The sequence below is a fragment of the Vibrio sp. L5-1 genome (genome assembly GCF_021728315.1).
GTDB lineage: Bacteria > Pseudomonadota > Gammaproteobacteria > Enterobacterales > Vibrionaceae > Vibrio > Vibrio splendidus_K.
Window position 1 is genome coordinate 27029 of the sequence record NZ_JAKKCQ010000005.1, and the last position, 15368, is coordinate 42396.

Consider the following 15368-nt stretch of genomic DNA (forward strand, 5'->3'; position numbering starts at 1 on the left):
CTTTTTGACTGATGTGTTTTATAATGGACTTAATCAGGAAGGGTTGTTTCTAAAAAGGTTCATTATTTGTCTGATCTAAACATGATGCGTTACTACACAAGGCTGGATTCGTTCGAGCCTAACCTCCCACATTCGGTAACCTTAACTGAGGTTGCAGACAAGCTGTTCACCAGCTTGCGTCATGCACGAACCTTGTTAGGTAAAATGCATCAGGCTGAATGGGTGGTGTGGGAGCCAAAAGTCGGCAGGAATCAACGTTCTAATTTGACTTTGCACTTTAGTAATCAACAGCTGACTCAACACGTTGCGAGTAAACTGATAGAGCAAGGCAAATACGAAAAAGCACTCTCAATTCTAGACAATGACCGCGCTGTATTTGGCTCTCTCCTCCAAGAAACCTCTGGCGCGACGATGCGTGAAGGGCTGCTGCACGTGCAATTAACTTATAAACGTAAGTTTGAAGACCTGTTCCCGCATCATATTCACCGCAGTAGCGAACGATTTTTGATCAGGCAAGTGTTCAGTTGCCTCGTCACTTGTAATGGCAAGGGCGAGTTGAAGCCTGAACTGGCGCACCATTGGGAATATGATGCTGAAAAGTTGGTTTGGACTTTCTATTTGCGCCCCGGCCTAACCTTCCACGATGGCCAACCCGTTGATGTCAAGCAGTTAGTATCGTTGTTTACCGCCTTACAACCGCTACCTTTCTATCAGACAGAGTTAGCCCATGTCGCTTCGGTTTACAGTGAGCAGTCATTAAGGATCAGCTTCCAATTGACCAAAGCAGATACTGGTTTTGCTGGTTTACTTGCTGGGGTTAAGTATTCGATTCAACCCGCAGCGCAAGTAACTCGTGAGCCATCGCCATTAAACTCGGTGTCACATGCAGTTATTGGTACCGGTCCATTTAAAGTGGTTGAGACCAATAATGAACGGATCAAGCTCGCGGCATTTGAGCTCTATTATGGTTGTCGGTCTTTAACCGATGAGGTGACCATCTGGCAGTTTGAAGAATCGATGACGGGCAGTGCTCGATTCGATGACAGCCAAATGCAAGTCTCGTCTTATGAAGATTCTTCTTGTTTCCATCAGCTAGGGAAAAGCGATACGGAGCTTGTTTCAGCAGACACAGACGGCCTTCGTAGCCGAGTCGAAGATGGGTGCTTGTTTATCCTGTTCAATCAGAATTCAGCGGCAACTCCGCTTAATAATGAGCAGCGAAAATACCTTTCAGAACTGACCAACCCACAAGCTATTTTATCTCAGCTGGAAAAAAACAAGGGTTTGTTCAGTGTCTCTTTAGCTCAAAACATACTGCCAAGTTGGCAGAAATTGTATCGAACGCCTTCGAAAGAAGCACAACTGCCTAAAAAGATGACCATAGCCGTTTACAATTACTACGCCCTATATAGATGTGCTATTTGTGTATCTGACATATTGAAACGATATGGTGTAGAAGTTGAGGTAAATACCTACAGTTTTCGAGAACTGGCTCAGCTATCTCAGAGTGGTGACCTTAAAGAAGACTTGGTGTTGTGTAACCTCAATCTCGATGACAATGCACCTTCTTCACTGTTCTCGTGGTTGATGAATGATCCTGTTTTGCACTCTGCACTAGGAGAGATGAACAGCGATTGGCTGAAGCAGCGCTTAGATCATCATAAGGCATCGGTTGAACTGCCGAATTACTTGGCAGAGTTGGAGCCCGTTGCATCGACGCTGATCTCGGACTATTGGTTAGTGCCTATGTTCCATCACCTACAAACCGTGCGTTTCCAAGGTATTCTGAAGAATGTAGCCATCACGAACTGGGGTTGGCCAGATTTCAAGAATGTATGGTCTGCGGATTAATATTTCTAACTAAATAGATTCACTATTCTTTTCTAGCCGATCTCGGCAGGTCCACATATAGCCAAAATATAAGTTACACTAACCGGTTTACTTTTTCGTTTTGCTATGTAAACTAATCAGTGTAGTTTTTGCGTTGGGATAGACCCAATGATTAAAGAGATACCAATGAAAAAATATCTATTACCGATTTTAGGAGTACTTGCCGTGGTCGCTATCGTAAGCACAGGTTCACAATCAAACGACAATCTAGATAAGCTTCCGAAGAAGTTTGTTAACAGTGAGTTGGAATACAAATCGGGTATGTCTGATATTTTTTCAATCTTGAAAGCTTACGTGACTGTGGAAAGGAATGAGCCGGTACCGCGTTCTGCATTGCCTCTGAAACCGATGACAGCCGAGCAGCTGATCGAAGAACAAGACGATGTCGCTTATCGCTTGGGTCACTCAAGCGTGATGATGAAGCTGGATGGCAAGCTAGTGATGACTGATCCTGTGTTCAGTGATCGCGCATCGCCAGTGCAATGGATGGGGCCAAAGCGCTTCCATCCAACACCAATCTCATTACAAGAACTGCCTGATATTGATGTGGTAGTGATCAGCCACGATCACTACGACCATTTAGACAAAGGTGCCGTAAAGGTATTAGCAGGCAAAGTAGGGACATTTTTGGTGCCACTCAGAGTCGGTGCTCTACTAGAAAAGTGGGGCGTGGATAAAGCAAAGATCATTGAGTTGAACTGGTGGGAGTCGGCAACCGTTGCTGATATCGAGTTCACTTTGACGCCGACACAACATTTTTCTGGGCGTGGCTTACTTGATCGTGACCAAACACTGTGGGGGAGCTGGGTCATTAACGCTTCAGATAAGAAAGTCTTCTTTAGCGGTGACTCTGGTTACTTCAACGGCTTTAAAGAGATTGGTGAGCGTTTCGGACCGTTTGATTTAACCATGGTTGAAACGGGCGCGTATAACTCACTTTGGGTGGATATTCATATGTTCCCAGAGCAAAGCGTTCAAGCGCACATTGACCTTCAGGGTAAGGTGATGATGCCAATCCACAACAGCACGTTTGACCTTTCTATGCACGATTGGCAAGACCCAATGGAGCAAGCACTGACGATAAGCAAAGAGCGAGACGTGCAAATGGTGAGCCCTGTGATGGGTGAACGCCTAGTGATCGCAGAGCCAGTACCCGTTCAAGCGTGGTGGAAACTAGCATCGAATTAGAGCTGTTACCTAATTAGAACTGGCATCTAATTAAAACGGTCATCTAAGTTAGAGGTAGCCATACTGCTAATCTATATCAAATCAGCTCATACAAAAAACGCCACCGATCGTACGATTCGGTGGCGTTTTTTTCATCTTTCTAAAGATCGGCTTTGTTTCAAAGAGCCGATCTATTTCTAATTACTCATTCTCTAGATCAGTTTTCTAGATTGTGAGCCATCTTGCTCGCGATTTTTCGAAACTGTTCTAACTCATCGTCGGCCATGCCTTTGGTCATTCTCTGCAGCATCTCTCGGTCAATATTCGATACCTTACTCATGATCTCTTGACCCTTATCGGTCAGAACCAATAACTGGCTTCGCTTGTCTTCGGGATTAGGCGATTTCTTCACAAGTTCCTGACTGATCAACGCGTTAACGAGCCTAGTGACTTGCGCCTTATCGCGGTTTAGGAAGTGTGCAATATCAATAGAAGTACATGGAGACTTCTTGGTAATGATCTTCATTACACGAATATTCATTGGCGCGATGTCAGAGTCCAAACTCTCAATCTGTTCACTCATTTGACGTTTCAAAGAGTGTACCAAACGAAAGATGGATTCTAGCGATGTGTTATCAGACATAAACGATCCTTAGAAATCTAGTTGACAGTATCAACCACTTTATTTATAGTTGACATTATCAACTTAATTGTTCGTAAATTCAAGACAGGAATATAGATATGACGATTCAAGCAACATTAACGCCAACTCTTCCTGAGCAAAAAGCCACGCCTGTATTACACAAAGCTTTGGTAATGATGAGTTTAATGCTGACGATTGGCGGCAGTTTAACAGCGGTTATGACTTACATGAATGTCGGGTTTGGTGAGGAATTCATCAGCAATTGGCTATCATCGTTAGCGCTTGCTGTCGTGATTATGATGCCAATCGGCATGGTGATGATGACTTTGGTGACTAAAGTCACTGCTAAGGCGTTGCCCAATTACGGCGAGAAAGCTCGCAACCTAATCGTGGGATTGATTATGGCTTTTATCATGGAGTCCATCATGGCATTTGTAACAGCGGGAAATAATATTGGATTTTCGGATACATCGGCGTTTACCAGTGGATGGTTTAATGGATTTATTGCTGCGCTTCCTATTGGCCTTACGATCATGGTCGTGATGTCGATGACGGTTAAACCTAAGCTCGAACGATTCATGAAGAGCTAGCCAAAACACTTTTTAAGCATTGTAGGAGATCCACATGACAGCATTCACAGGCAAACACAATAACTACCGTATCACTATCGAAGAAGTGAACATCAAAGAAGATCGTGAACTGCAAACCATGCAGTTTGAAATTGAAGACAGAGAAAACATGTTCGCGATTGTTGAGAAGATCAAACAAGACAGTGGCTTAGACGAGCAATCAGCAACGCGACTAGGGGTGAGCATTCGATTACTCGGCCCAATGATGATGCAAGATAGAAAGCACCCTCTGTTTGTTGATTTCATGCCTCATTTCAGAAACTTCATGCAGAATCTGAAGAAGACGTTAAAAGGGCAGTAAGCCTAGTCATCAGTAACACGCTCAAAAAGCCAGTAATCAATTTACTGGCTTTTGTTATATTTAAATCAACATAGTTTCAGTTGTTTGCGTCTAGAATATGGGAAAATTGATGGCTGAATTTGCGGTGTTGCTTCGTTGTTTAATTGTCTATTCAAGCTTCAAGAAATCCGATATTATACTGGTCATAAAACTAAAGGTGGTATTATATGACAAATGTATTTAAGCAAGCAGCTGAAGAACTACTGAGTCGCCGCGTTGCGGGAACTAAAGCACCAAGATTGGACGAACAGTACCGTCCGAATAACTTGGAAGATGCGCTAAAGATCCAATCATCAATGATCGATCTTAAGAGCGACAAGGTCGGTGGTTGGAAGTGTTTGCTTCCTTTGGCTGAAGACAAGTTCATTGTTGCGCCTATCTTTTCGGGTAGCGTTCAACAAGGCGAAGTTTGCGAACTGTTTGCTGACAACGACGTAGTACGTGTTGAGCCTGAAATTGCCTTTACGCTTGCAAAGAGCCTGCCTGCAAACCCAGAAGGTTACAGTGAAGAGCAAATCAATGAAGCGATTGGTTCTTGCCATATGGCTCTTGAGTTAATGCAATCTCGCTTTGCTGATGACAGCGGTGCCGAGTTCTATGAAAGACTTGCTGACGGCCTAGTAAACCAAGGCTTGTTCATCGGCCCTGAGATTGATCGCGAAAAAGCGTTCACCTCTGCTGAGATCAGTATTGAAGTAACTCAAGGCGAGCGAGTTCAAGCATTTGACGGTAAGCACCCGAATACACTGCCACCAAGCCCAATCTACTGGCTGATTAACTACATGACGCGTCGTGGTGTTGATTTCCAAGCGGGTGAAGCAATCATCACGGGTTCTTACTGCGGTATCGTAGAAATGGAATTCGATAAGCTAACGACATTCCATTACCAAGATATTGGCGAATACCAAGTAACGTTTAAGCAGAAACGCTAACTTCTATTGGCGCACTATCTGTTATCGAAAGGCTATTTACTGACTAGTAAATAGCCTTTTTTATTAAGTGATGTTCAATAGGGTTCTTATTACTTTGCATTTAATTGGGCGTTTAGACGTCTAGACGTTGACAAGTTCTAAGTGTGACATTAGTCTCTCTTCTCCCTGTTCTATTGCGTTGTCGTTCCATGTCTAATTCGAAAAATCCTAATGCTGTAATTGCACCTTCTGCAGTTGCACTTATCCCTCTGATTGTTTTCCTTTCGCTGTTTATTGGCGTAGGTACGTACTTGTCGTTGCAAGGCGTCGACTTTGCGTTCTATCAGCTTCCAGCTCCGATTGCGGCTTTGCCTGCGGTGATGTTGGCGCTGTTACTAAGCAAAGATAAATTGAACCGTGCTATCGAGCAATTCCTGAATGGAGTCGGTCACAAAGACATTATTGCAATGTGTATGATCTACCTATTGGCGGGTGCTTTTGCGGCTGTGGCTAAAGCGTCTGGTGGCGTTGACGCGACTGTAAACCTTGGCCTATCTGCTATTCCAACTAGCATGATTCTGCCGGGTATCTTCCTTATTTCTGCTTTCATCGCAACAGCAATGGGCACTTCGATGGGTACCATCGCTGCGGTTGCACCTGTGGCGTTAGGCATTGCAGATTCAGCAGGCATGAGCATTCCACTGACAGCAGGTGTTGTTTTGAGTGGCGCGATGTTTGGTGACAACCTGTCTATCATCTCTGATACCACCATTGCCGCAACACGTTCGCAAGGCTGTGAGATGAGAGATAAGTTTAAAGAAAACATCCGCATTGCACTTCCAGCTGCTCTTATCGCGATTGTTATCTTTGCTTTCAACAGCACTGCAACTCAGGTTCCTGAAACAGGCCCAATCGAGTGGCTGAAAGTACTGCCGTACATCACTATTTTGATTCTTGCTGTGTCGGGCATGAATGTGTTCGTTGTGCTGACAATTGGTATCTTGCTGGCGGGTGGCGTGAGCCTAGGTTCTGTCGAGAACTACGGTATGACGGATTACGCTCAAGATATCTATGCAGGCTTCGGTAACATGCAGGAAATCTTCCTACTGTCGATGCTGATTGGCGGTTTGAGTGAGCTAATGCGTCGCCAAGGTGGACTGGCGTTTCTGACTAACTTAGTGAGCGGTTTGATTCGTGCGTTTGGTTCTTCACACTCTAAGCAAGCCAATGGCCGTGCGAGTGAGCTCGGTATTGCTGGCTTGGTATCAATGGTGAACCTATGTACGGCAAACAATACGGTAGCGATTATTGTATCTGGCAGCGTGGCTCGCCAATTAGCTGAAGAAAATAACGTGTCTCCACGTCGCTCTGCCAGCTTATTGGATATCTTCTCTTGTGTGATTCAAGGTGTACTGCCTTACGGTGCACAGGTATTGCTATTAGGTTCGGTATTTAACCTATCGCCTTTGGATATCGTGGCTAACTCTTACTACTGTTTCGCGCTTGCAGTTGTGGCTGTGTTTGCCGTGTTTATCAAGCATCCAGCGCGCCAAGTAGCTAAAGCTTAGTACCAACTTATCAAGCTTAGTAATCATTGCTTTCGATAGAAGGCTCCGCAAGGAGCCTTTTTTATGCCTGTTCCGAATGGGCAGACAATTAAGGCTTGATTTGAGGTTAAAGAAAACCGCCTGTGAATAAAGGCGGTTTTGAATTTAGTTAAAGTAGGTTCTCAAGTTCATTCGCGGACGCGACATTGGCATAGCCAAAGCTAAGAGCAGCCATAAATGCAGCGTGGACATGCGCTGCTGGCACGGTAATACCGTTGAATTCCATATCTAACGTTGTGCAAGCGTCGTGCGCTACATGGCACTCATAGCCTAAATCGGTAGCTGCGCGAGTTACAGCATCAATACACATGTGGCTCATCGCGCCGACAATGATCAGTTTTTCAATTCCTTTTCCCTTCAGTACTTCGTTCAGCTCTGTTTCTCTAAAGCTGTTGATTTGATGTTTTACAATCACAGGTTCACCTTCTTGAGGTGCGACACTGTTGTGGATTTGAGCACCGTTTGAGCCCGGCTGGAAGAAGGGCGCCTCATTGGTTGGGAACTCATGACGAACATGAACAATAGGAAGCTGTTTCTTTCTAAATGCGGTTAGTAGTTGAGAGCCTTTTTGGGCTGCTTTTTCTGTCTCAGACAGCGGCCATTTCGCTCCCTCGTATGAAGGGAAGTAGTCATTTTGAAAGTCGATAAGTAGTAGTGCAGTGTTCGTCATAGTCCATACCTTTGTATTTAGTGTATTTAGTGTATTGCGGTGTAGGAATATTATGAATACTCTGTATTTTTTATCGCACGTCAAAAATGACAGACTATATGGCAATAGTGACAAAATCAGTAATGGTCGAAATCATCGACTATCCAGGTTCTCTTCAGAGTGCAGTGTTCGGGGTGAAAGAGTTTCTTCAGATGGCCAATAGCCTTGATCCTTCCGATGAACAGGTTCAGTTTCATGTTGAGATTAAGCCTCACAATGACTTGGCTTGTCCAACCGGCCATTCAATAGGCACCTCACAAGACAGTTCAACCTTTGGTTCAAAGGCCGATATCATTTTATTGCCGCCAAACTTAGATGGTCGCTACTACCTAGAGCCGGATGAAGGGCTGTTAGATTACCTTGTTGAGTCTCATCAACGAGGATCGATACTGTGCTCGGCATGTGCGGGCGTGTTTATTTTGGCGAAGACGGGGCTACTGCAAGGTCGAACCGTGACAACCCATTGGCAAGCACAACAAAAGTTCTCGGATCTCTATTCGGACATCGATGTCGATATCGACAAAATCTTGATTGATGACGCTGACATCATCACAGCTGGTGGTTTGATGTCGTGGATGGATCTGGCTTTGTCTATCCTGACAAAATACACGACTCCGACCAATACTCGTAATCTAGGTAAGTATCTCGTACTTGATACTGGGTTGAGGGAACAGCGCTATTATCAGAGTTTTACGCCGAATTATGCTCACGGTAATGACAAGATTGTATCGGTGCAGCACTTTATTCAGAAAAACTACCACTTATCTTTAACTCTTGATCAGTTGGCTGAAGAAGCGTTCATGACCCGAAGAACTTTTATCCGTCAATTTACTAAAGCAACTACCTTTACGCCGATCAATTACATCCAACATGTGCGTATTCAAAGTGCCTGTGAGCTACTGGAAAGTTCTCATAAACCGGTAGATCAAATCAGCTATTTAGTCGGCTATGAAGACGTAAATAGCTTTCGAAAAGTCTTTTTTAAAATCATCGGCTTAACACCATCAAGATTTCGTTCTAGATTTCTCGCCGAGGAATGACTTTTAATAGTCACCATTCCTCAGGTTTATTGAGTCGTGTTGTTAGTGAGCATCTTGGATGTCTCTAATTCAGTTTCTTTGTCACAAACTCTTTGTTTCTAACCATCAGCCACATCAATCCGCCTAGAATTCCCACCGATAATTGGATGAAGCCTAGGTTTTCAATTAGAGAATCTGGGCGTATTGAAACCAAGACCATGCCAAGTGAGCCACAAATCATGCTGAAGAACTGGATCAGTGCGACGGCAGAACCTGTGTCGTGATCTTGTTGATTTAGCATTAAATTAGTGCCGGGCACTCTCATTATGATAGCCATTAAAGTGGCGGGAGCTGCGATAAATGCGAAGAACCAAGGTGACAATCCACCTACAGTTAGCGTGAAGATTCCTGCGATTGCCAGTAGAGCAAAACACCCTGTAATCACTTTTTGAACTGGCATTCGATAGGACAACTTCATATAAATGGTTGGCCCGAATGAGGCGCACAACGCATTAAATGCGAAAGCGTAGCTGAATTGCTGCTCGGTTAATCCGAAGTGATTGATGTAGATATAAGAGCCGGCAGCCAGAAAACCCATAAGTGCCATTGGTGTGATAGAGAAGATCACCAGCAATTTGACGAACGAGCGGTTTTTCATGACCACGCCCATTCTTCCCCATGAACGGAACATAGAACCTTGGTACTTGGTTTCGAGCGTCTCTCGATAGCAGCAAGCTAATACTGACGCGAACGCACCAAAAACAGCGAGAGTGACGAACATCATTCTCCAAGACGCGATTTTCAGTAGGAACGCCCCAAATACCGGCGCGACCATTGGCGCGATGATCACCAGTGACATGATGGTCGCCATGATCTTTTCACGTTCTCGGCCGTCATAAAGGTCTTTCACGATGGCGGTTGCGATAACGGTGATGGCACTGCCCGCAAAAGCTTGGAATATACGAGCACCAATTAACTGCTCTATGCTATTGGTCATGGCACATATTACACTTGCCACCATATAGCTCGCTAATCCAATCAATAGGATCGGCTTACGACCAAACTTTTCGCTGAGCGGCCCCCAGAACAACAGACCGAAGGCATAGGTAACGAAGTAGCTGCTCAGGGTTAGATTGACCATCGATTGGTCAGTGTTAAACACCTCTACCATTTGTGGTAGTGCAGGTAAATAAAGGTCGATGGTCAATGGAGGAAACGCACTGATGATGACGAGGAAAAATAGCATGCCGGTTTTACCCAGTACTGGTTGTGGTTTCTTCAAGGTATCTCCCTGTTATCCAAGAAAGGCGTTTATTCGATAGGATATTGGTTTACAGAAGGTTTTAAGCACTTCAGACATGAAGGACGGATTCACTACAGAATGTAGCGAACAGACTTTAAGAGCTTGTCTTTGTGCTTAATTGTATTATAAAATATTATCACTTTTATGGATAACGAGTTCAACCAGTTAGTGGTAGGGATAGGCTGTAATAGTCACGGCACATTTTAATTACTAGTGACCTTGTATTCGCTAGTGGCCTTGTAATAGTTGGTGACATTGTAATGGCTAACGATATTGTAATACTCAACGAAACCACAATACTCACGACTTGGCTTGTTATCTTTTCTTTGGGCGTTTTTCGACTAAACCGTTACGCTCTAAACCACGTCGAACGCTGCTGCAAAGCTTACCAAAGCGGCGCAGTTCCTCGAAGTTAGGGCCTTGGCCAATGGAAATACTGTGCTCCCAATACATTAACTCACTGTCGACCATCTCTAGTAGTTTCTTAGAGCAACCCGAGCAGTTTCCTTTTGGCCCACAGATAAACGTCTCCGATTCGTAAAGTGGGAGTTCGTTTTTAACTTCTTCAATTAAGCTTAGCATTGCCAAATTTAGATTAGGCTTTTTGGTTGCTAGTGGTTTCAAGCTTGGTGCTTGCGCAGTTATCAAAGAAGAAGTTTGTGTGTTGTGGTGCAAATTCAAAGCAGCTGATGACATATCAAAGGCCTCAAGGAAAGAAGAAGTGGAGCATGCTACTCGTCACAAGAAAATGAATCTTGATGTAGTGCAATAAGCGTGGATAACTATCCGAAAGAGGTAGGAGTCACAAAAGGTTGTGACTCTTTTCTATAAAGCGCGGCACTGTCGAAACTAATGGTCAAAATGTGCAGGCGAGAACGCGTTATTAAGGAAAGCGAGAGCGTTTAGAACTCTGCGTCGAACTGAAACACCATCCACTCTTTTGTCACTGGGTGGTGCAGAGCAAGCCTTTCTGCATGTAAGTGTAGTCGGTCGGCTTTGTTGCCATACAGTCCATCACCCAAAATAGGCATGTTAAGCCCTTCTTCATGTGAACAGTGAACACGCAATTGGTGTGTACGACCCGTTTTCGGGTGCAGATGAATCTTGGTGGTGTCTTGGTTTCGCTCAATCACTTCCCACTTGGTTTCAGCGTGTTTGCCATGTTCAAAGCAAACAATCTGACGAGGACGATCGTATAAGTCACCACGCAGTGGCAAGAGAACATAACCTTCATCTTGATCTAAAACGCCTTCAATCATTGCTACGTATCGCTTCTCAACTTCACGAGTAATGAACTGCTTCTGTAAGCTTTTGTTCGCACGTCGTGTTAAAGCAAATATCAGAATGCCAGAGGTCGCCATATCCAAACGGTGGATAACAAATGGCCCTTCAACATCTTGGTGCATTTCTTGAACGCGTGTGTAGGCCGAGTCCTTAATGTTTTTACCCGGTACGGACAGAAAACCTGCTGGTTTGTGTACTACAACGATGTGCTCATCTTGGAACAGGATATCGAGGTCTTTTCCTTCTGCTGGGTTCTCTAGCAATGGGTTTGGATCGACTTCTAGACCTTTCATCATATGGCCTAAAATCGGTACACACTTACTTTGGCAAGAGGCGTAGTATTTCTTGTGCTTACGGATTTCAGACTTTGGAGAGCGACCCCACCAAAATTCAGCCAATGCCAGCGGTGTGTAACCGTTCAAATACGCGTATTGCAGCAGCTTTGGAGCGGCACATTCGCCAGAACCCGCCGGTGGTATCTTGTTTGGGGTGTCTTCAAAGATCTGGTTCAGATCCTCAATATTTCCTTCCGCATTTTGGAAAGCGTATTGTGAAAACAACTTGTGTTGAAGCTGATGAGAAAGGTGTGCTCTTTGCTCTTTTAGCTCAGCCAGTTGAGAGGTGAAAACATCAACTTTAGCCTGCAACACTTGCAGGGTCTGTTCCCAGTTGAGCTTTAGGTATTTCTGCTGGTTCTTGTCGGCAACACTGGCCTTGTTTAGCTCGTTATTTAGCTGTTCGAAAGCTTGCTCATCAAGGTTTTCTTTGCCTTGTTCACGTTGTTCTTTACGTGTTTTTCGGCCTTCAATAATCAATAGACGTTGAGCTTCAATCTCTTGCTCAGCTTGCGCTTTTTGCTGCGCAAGTTGTTCGCACAAATCAAGGTATTCAGTATTTGCTTGCAGCGCTTTAAACTCAGCGTTTACAGCCATCATATCGGCCGTATCTTGATGGAAAAAGCTGTCGCTGCTCAGCATGTCGAATACGGGCGGCACAAAGTGAGGCAGTAGGTTTTGGTCGGCGATTTTACCTGAGAAAGCAGAGAAGTAACCCAATTCACCTTCAGGGCTTTTCACCAGTAACACACCAAACATTTTGCCGCGACCAGCGTCAGAATCTAGCCCGAAGTCATGTTGCCAATCGGTTTGCGTTTCTAGATATTGTTGAAGCTGACGAGAGGCGATTTCACACAGTGGATGCGGTTCGTAATAGAACGGGAAGGTGAAACGCTCTGGCAACGAATACGACTCGATCGGCTGTTGAAAGCGGGTGAAGCAATGCTCAGGTGTGTGGCTGTTATCTGAGTCGTGCGTTGATTTTGAGGAGTGCATAGTCGTCTTAATACTTATATCGTGGTGATAAATGGTTGTGAGTCTACTGTGTATGTTTAGAGACTTTAAACACAGTACGAGGCGGCGATTCTACTCTTTATCGAAAAGCGCCTCAAATAAGAAATGGTTCTATTACTGGATAGCTAAGCGAGACGGTTAACACGGAACCCATGAGTTATGGCTTGAACTTCATTAATTGATGAGTAACTTCTCGTTTTTAATCATAGAAGGTAACTTCACAAACGAAGGGTGGTAGCCTTGCCGCCCTCTTGTTCAACCTAAGGTAACGTTATGATTCCACTCAATACTTCGATTGTATCTGGTGTCGCTATTTCAGAGATCGACGGACAAATGAAAATGCTACTAATGAAGCGTGTGAAGGGCGAGTTTTGGTGCCATGTCGCAGGCTCGATTGAAGCAGGTGAAACAGGCTGGCAGGCTATCGTGCGCGAGTTTGAAGAAGAGACCCAAATTAAAGTGGAAGCCTTGTATAACGCGCAGTTTCTGGAGCAGTTTTACGAAGCGCACGTTAATGTGATTCAGTTGATCCCAGTGTTTGCGGTGCTATGCCCGCCCAACCAAACGATTGAACTGAATGACGAACATACAGAGTACCGCTGGTGCGATTTAGAGGAAGCGAAAGCACTTGCGCCGTTCCCCAACCAACATGCCGTCTACGATCATATTTGGTCGTATTTTGTCGATAAGCGAGTCAATCCGCTTTATCGAGTCAAATTGAGTTAGCGTTGGCTGTTTAAGAGCTAAGACTTACCAAGATACGGGGTTAGAAAAGCGCTCACTTGTGCTTGGCATAGCCCTACATCCACTTTCACGCCGTGCGATTCAAGTATCGCAACACCACGACCATTATTGCGAGGGTCTGGGTCTAGCATCGCCACGACTACGTGTTTTACACCTGCTTTAACCAATGTATTGGCACAAGCGGGTGTTCTGCCAACAAATGAACATGGCTCTAAAGTTACGTAAGCGGTAACCTCTTCCATTGTTCCGTCCGTTTTGCTGTCATAGCCATTCAGTGCTTCAACCTCGGCGTGGTTTCCACCGACTTTTTGTGTGTACCCAACAGACACCACCTTATCGTTCTTAACCAAAACACAGCCCACTGGTGGGTTTGGTTGGCAATCGGGTAGGGCTTGGCGCGAAGCTTCAAGAGCTTGCAGCATGTATTGTCGGTTCATGGTCGTTACTCAGTATGACGAGGGAGCGCAGCAGTGAGTGACCGCGCGCGGTTGATGACTTGGTTAGTTACTAACTTACTAAGCTAATAAGCTAAGCAAGTGGGGGCATGTTCGATCTGATTGGGCTTTTAGTCAATGGTTTTCATTTTGAATCTGGCCGCTAGTTGACTGTAGCCGCTCATTAACTCACTGTGGTTAATCGTTAACTGTGACCAATCGCTAATTTGGGCCAATGAGTTAACCAGTTCTTAGACTGAACTCGTTGGTCAAACACGTCTTTGCTGCGATTGGGGTTCGGTGTGATCTTCAAATCAAACAAACTCTCTAAACCAAAAGATGAAATACACTCGATGTCTCCATTAAGGTTTTGCTTTACGGCGACTGCGGTTTCTTTCTCTGGCCAGTAGCTCATCGCATCCAATGAGCCTTGGTAAGGTTCATCTCCATTTCTAGTGTGCATGCAGGCTTGATTGCGAACTTGCCAATGCAGTTTGGGTAAGCATTGTTTAAGCTGAGCCTCGTATCTAAAATCCGATTCGTAAGAGGTATCAATGGGATCAAAGTAGATCACATCAATATCATTGAGTGGAGTCGGGGAGGCATAGCCATGTAGGTGATCCCAAACGAGGTTTCTCACAAAGCCTGCAGCAACATAACACTGCGGTAAATCCAACTGGGAGACACAGTCTAAAACCTGCATTCGTAAGGGATCCTGTTTGATCAACGTGACGATACGGTTGGCTAATGGCTCGGACATTTATGAAGTAGTAACGTCGGTTATTTGATAATGACGCGTTACGTTCTTGGAAATATCACCCCATTCAGACGTTTTTACTCTCTGTTGGTGCGCTTCGAATGCTTCTCGGCTAGTGAATTCTTCATACACTTCAAAGCGATTAGGTTGAAGCGTGCTTTGGCTGACTCGAAACACGATACAACCAGGTTCTTCCAGTGTCAGTTCTTTGTGTACAACCAAGGCTTGTGTGACGGCTTTTAGGTCGTTGTCTGGCACTAGAATATGCCCTTGCAGAATTACTTTACTCATAATTACGTCCATTTAATTTTATTCACTACGGCTTTTTTATATCAAAAGCTCTATCCGTTACAAACATAATCCCACTTTGATGTTGTGACGTATAGGCTAATGTGGCGATTATTTGTTCACATTGAATGTAGCGCTAGTTACAGCGTAACTTTGAGGGCTATGTGAGCAATAAAAAATAAGACGTTGGAACTAAATCCGCGTTGGTCCGGTCTATTAAGTACGTATCATTGAACTGTATTGATACTGAAATGAATTTGTCACCTGAGATAACTAATCTAAATTTCGAACAAC

The 15368-nt window shown here is 44.6% G+C and carries 16 protein-coding genes; 8 read left to right on the forward strand and 8 right to left on the reverse strand.

Going from position 1 to position 15368, the window contains the following annotated elements:
* Positions 1 to 66: 66 nt before the first annotated feature.
* The gene (locus tag L3V35_RS17815) at positions 67 to 1851 is read left to right on the forward strand and encodes an SgrR family transcriptional regulator (protein ID WP_237300375.1); all 1785 of its coding nucleotides are present in this window, start codon (positions 67 to 69) and stop codon (positions 1849 to 1851) included.
* A 165-nt stretch (positions 1852 to 2016) separates the two neighbouring features.
* Positions 2017 to 3078 (forward strand): MBL fold metallo-hydrolase, encoded by a 1062-nt coding sequence (locus L3V35_RS17820; RefSeq protein WP_237300376.1) that lies wholly within the window; start codon positions 2017 to 2019, stop codon positions 3076 to 3078.
* Between the two features lie 196 nt (positions 3079 to 3274).
* Here L3V35_RS17820 and L3V35_RS17825 read toward each other — a convergent pair whose 3' ends face one another.
* Positions 3275 to 3700 carry a MarR family transcriptional regulator gene (locus L3V35_RS17825; RefSeq protein ID WP_010428472.1) on the reverse strand — a complete coding sequence of 142 codons (426 nt, stop codon included), beginning with the start codon at positions 3698 to 3700 and terminating at the stop codon, positions 3275 to 3277.
* Between the two features lie 98 nt (positions 3701 to 3798).
* On the opposite strand from L3V35_RS17825, the gene L3V35_RS17830 reads away from it, so the two are divergent.
* The 4 genes from L3V35_RS17830 to L3V35_RS17845 all read left to right on the forward strand — a co-directional run bounded on the left by L3V35_RS17830 (position 3799) and on the right by L3V35_RS17845 (position 7148).
* Complete coding sequence (locus tag L3V35_RS17830) at positions 3799 to 4290, forward strand: DUF2798 domain-containing protein (protein ID WP_237300377.1); 492 nt, start codon at positions 3799 to 3801, stop codon at positions 4288 to 4290.
* Positions 4291 to 4324: 34 nt separating this feature from the next.
* On the forward strand, positions 4325 to 4630 hold the full coding sequence (locus L3V35_RS17835; protein ID WP_010428476.1) for a DUF3861 domain-containing protein: 306 nt from the start codon (positions 4325 to 4327) through the stop codon (positions 4628 to 4630).
* A 206-nt stretch (positions 4631 to 4836) separates the two neighbouring features.
* Positions 4837 to 5601, forward strand: a complete 765-nt coding sequence (locus L3V35_RS17840) for a hydratase (RefSeq protein WP_237300378.1) — start codon at positions 4837 to 4839, stop codon at positions 5599 to 5601.
* A gap of 188 nt (positions 5602 to 5789) precedes the next feature.
* Complete coding sequence (locus L3V35_RS17845) at positions 5790 to 7148, forward strand: Na+/H+ antiporter NhaC family protein (RefSeq protein ID WP_237300379.1); 1359 nt, start codon at positions 5790 to 5792, stop codon at positions 7146 to 7148.
* Positions 7149 to 7296: 148 nt separating this feature from the next.
* Here the strand turns inward: L3V35_RS17845 and L3V35_RS17850 are convergent, their stop codons facing one another.
* Positions 7297 to 7857, reverse strand: a complete 561-nt coding sequence (locus L3V35_RS17850) for a cysteine hydrolase family protein (RefSeq protein ID WP_102553198.1) — start codon at positions 7855 to 7857, stop codon at positions 7297 to 7299.
* A 98-nt stretch (positions 7858 to 7955) separates the two neighbouring features.
* Between L3V35_RS17850 and L3V35_RS17855 the strand changes: the two genes are divergently transcribed.
* Complete coding sequence (locus L3V35_RS17855; protein WP_237300380.1) at positions 7956 to 8936, forward strand: helix-turn-helix domain-containing protein; 981 nt, start codon at positions 7956 to 7958, stop codon at positions 8934 to 8936.
* A 64-nt stretch (positions 8937 to 9000) separates the two neighbouring features.
* On the opposite strand, the gene L3V35_RS17860 is transcribed toward L3V35_RS17855, so the two are convergent.
* The 3 genes from L3V35_RS17860 to L3V35_RS17870 form a co-directional block, all read right to left on the reverse strand.
* A complete protein-coding gene (locus tag L3V35_RS17860) occupies positions 9001 to 10161 on the reverse strand; it encodes a multidrug effflux MFS transporter (RefSeq protein WP_237300470.1) in 1161 nt (386 codons plus the stop codon).
* Positions 10162 to 10533: 372 nt separating this feature from the next.
* Positions 10534 to 10914 (reverse strand): hypothetical protein, encoded by a 381-nt coding sequence (locus L3V35_RS17865; RefSeq protein WP_004729929.1) that lies wholly within the window; start codon positions 10912 to 10914, stop codon positions 10534 to 10536.
* 206 nt (positions 10915 to 11120) lie between these two features.
* Positions 11121 to 12833, reverse strand: a complete 1713-nt coding sequence (locus L3V35_RS17870) for an RluA family pseudouridine synthase (RefSeq protein ID WP_237300381.1) — start codon at positions 12831 to 12833, stop codon at positions 11121 to 11123.
* A gap of 291 nt (positions 12834 to 13124) precedes the next feature.
* Here L3V35_RS17870 and L3V35_RS17875 point away from each other — a divergent pair, with 291 nt between their 5' ends.
* The gene (locus tag L3V35_RS17875) at positions 13125 to 13577 is read left to right on the forward strand and encodes an NUDIX domain-containing protein (protein WP_171310853.1); all 453 of its coding nucleotides are present in this window, start codon (positions 13125 to 13127) and stop codon (positions 13575 to 13577) included.
* Positions 13578 to 13594: 17 nt separating this feature from the next.
* Here the strand turns inward: L3V35_RS17875 and L3V35_RS17880 are convergent, their stop codons facing one another.
* The 3 genes from L3V35_RS17880 to L3V35_RS17890 form a co-directional block, all read right to left on the reverse strand.
* Positions 13595 to 14032, reverse strand: a complete 438-nt coding sequence (locus L3V35_RS17880) for a bifunctional diaminohydroxyphosphoribosylaminopyrimidine deaminase/5-amino-6-(5-phosphoribosylamino)uracil reductase RibD (protein ID WP_054547159.1) — start codon at positions 14030 to 14032, stop codon at positions 13595 to 13597.
* Positions 14033 to 14234: 202 nt separating this feature from the next.
* Positions 14235 to 14789: a nucleotidyltransferase family protein gene (locus L3V35_RS17885; protein WP_237300382.1), complete on the reverse strand. Its 555-nt coding sequence runs from the start codon at positions 14787 to 14789 to the stop codon at positions 14235 to 14237.
* Positions 14790 to 15077 (reverse strand): antibiotic biosynthesis monooxygenase, encoded by a 288-nt coding sequence (locus tag L3V35_RS17890; protein ID WP_237300383.1) that lies wholly within the window; start codon positions 15075 to 15077, stop codon positions 14790 to 14792.
* Positions 15078 to 15368: the final 291 nt, after the last annotated feature.

Bases quoted from the DNA above. Each gene is read 5' to 3' on its own strand.
- L3V35_RS17890 (WP_237300383.1), bottom strand. From the start codon at position 15,077: ATGAGTAAAGTAATTCTGCAAGGGCATATTCTAGTGCCAGACAACGAC.
- L3V35_RS17850 (WP_102553198.1), bottom strand. From the start codon at position 7,857: ATGACGAACACTGCACTACTACTTATCGACTTTCAAAATGACTACTTC.
- L3V35_RS17830 (WP_237300377.1), top strand. From the start codon at position 3,799: ATGACGATTCAAGCAACATTAACGCCAACTCTTCCTGAGCAAAAAGCC.
- L3V35_RS17825 (WP_010428472.1), bottom strand. From the start codon at position 3,700: ATGTCTGATAACACATCGCTAGAATCCATCTTTCGTTTGGTACACTCT.
- L3V35_RS17855 (WP_237300380.1), top strand. From the start codon at position 7,956: ATGGCAATAGTGACAAAATCAGTAATGGTCGAAATCATCGACTATCCA.
- L3V35_RS17835 (WP_010428476.1), top strand. From the start codon at position 4,325: ATGACAGCATTCACAGGCAAACACAATAACTACCGTATCACTATCGAA.
- L3V35_RS17870 (WP_237300381.1), bottom strand. From the start codon at position 12,833: ATGCACTCCTCAAAATCAACGCACGACTCAGATAACAGCCACACACCT.
- L3V35_RS17880 (WP_054547159.1), bottom strand. From the start codon at position 14,032: ATGAACCGACAATACATGCTGCAAGCTCTTGAAGCTTCGCGCCAAGCC.
- L3V35_RS17820 (WP_237300376.1), top strand. From the start codon at position 2,017: ATGAAAAAATATCTATTACCGATTTTAGGAGTACTTGCCGTGGTCGCT.
- L3V35_RS17865 (WP_004729929.1), bottom strand. From the start codon at position 10,914: ATGTCATCAGCTGCTTTGAATTTGCACCACAACACACAAACTTCTTCT.
- L3V35_RS17885 (WP_237300382.1), bottom strand. From the start codon at position 14,789: ATGTCCGAGCCATTAGCCAACCGTATCGTCACGTTGATCAAACAGGAT.
- L3V35_RS17840 (WP_237300378.1), top strand. From the start codon at position 4,837: ATGACAAATGTATTTAAGCAAGCAGCTGAAGAACTACTGAGTCGCCGC.
- L3V35_RS17875 (WP_171310853.1), top strand. From the start codon at position 13,125: ATGATTCCACTCAATACTTCGATTGTATCTGGTGTCGCTATTTCAGAG.
- L3V35_RS17860 (WP_237300470.1), bottom strand. From the start codon at position 10,161: ATGCTATTTTTCCTCGTCATCATCAGTGCGTTTCCTCCATTGACCATC.
- L3V35_RS17845 (WP_237300379.1), top strand. From the start codon at position 5,790: ATGTCTAATTCGAAAAATCCTAATGCTGTAATTGCACCTTCTGCAGTT.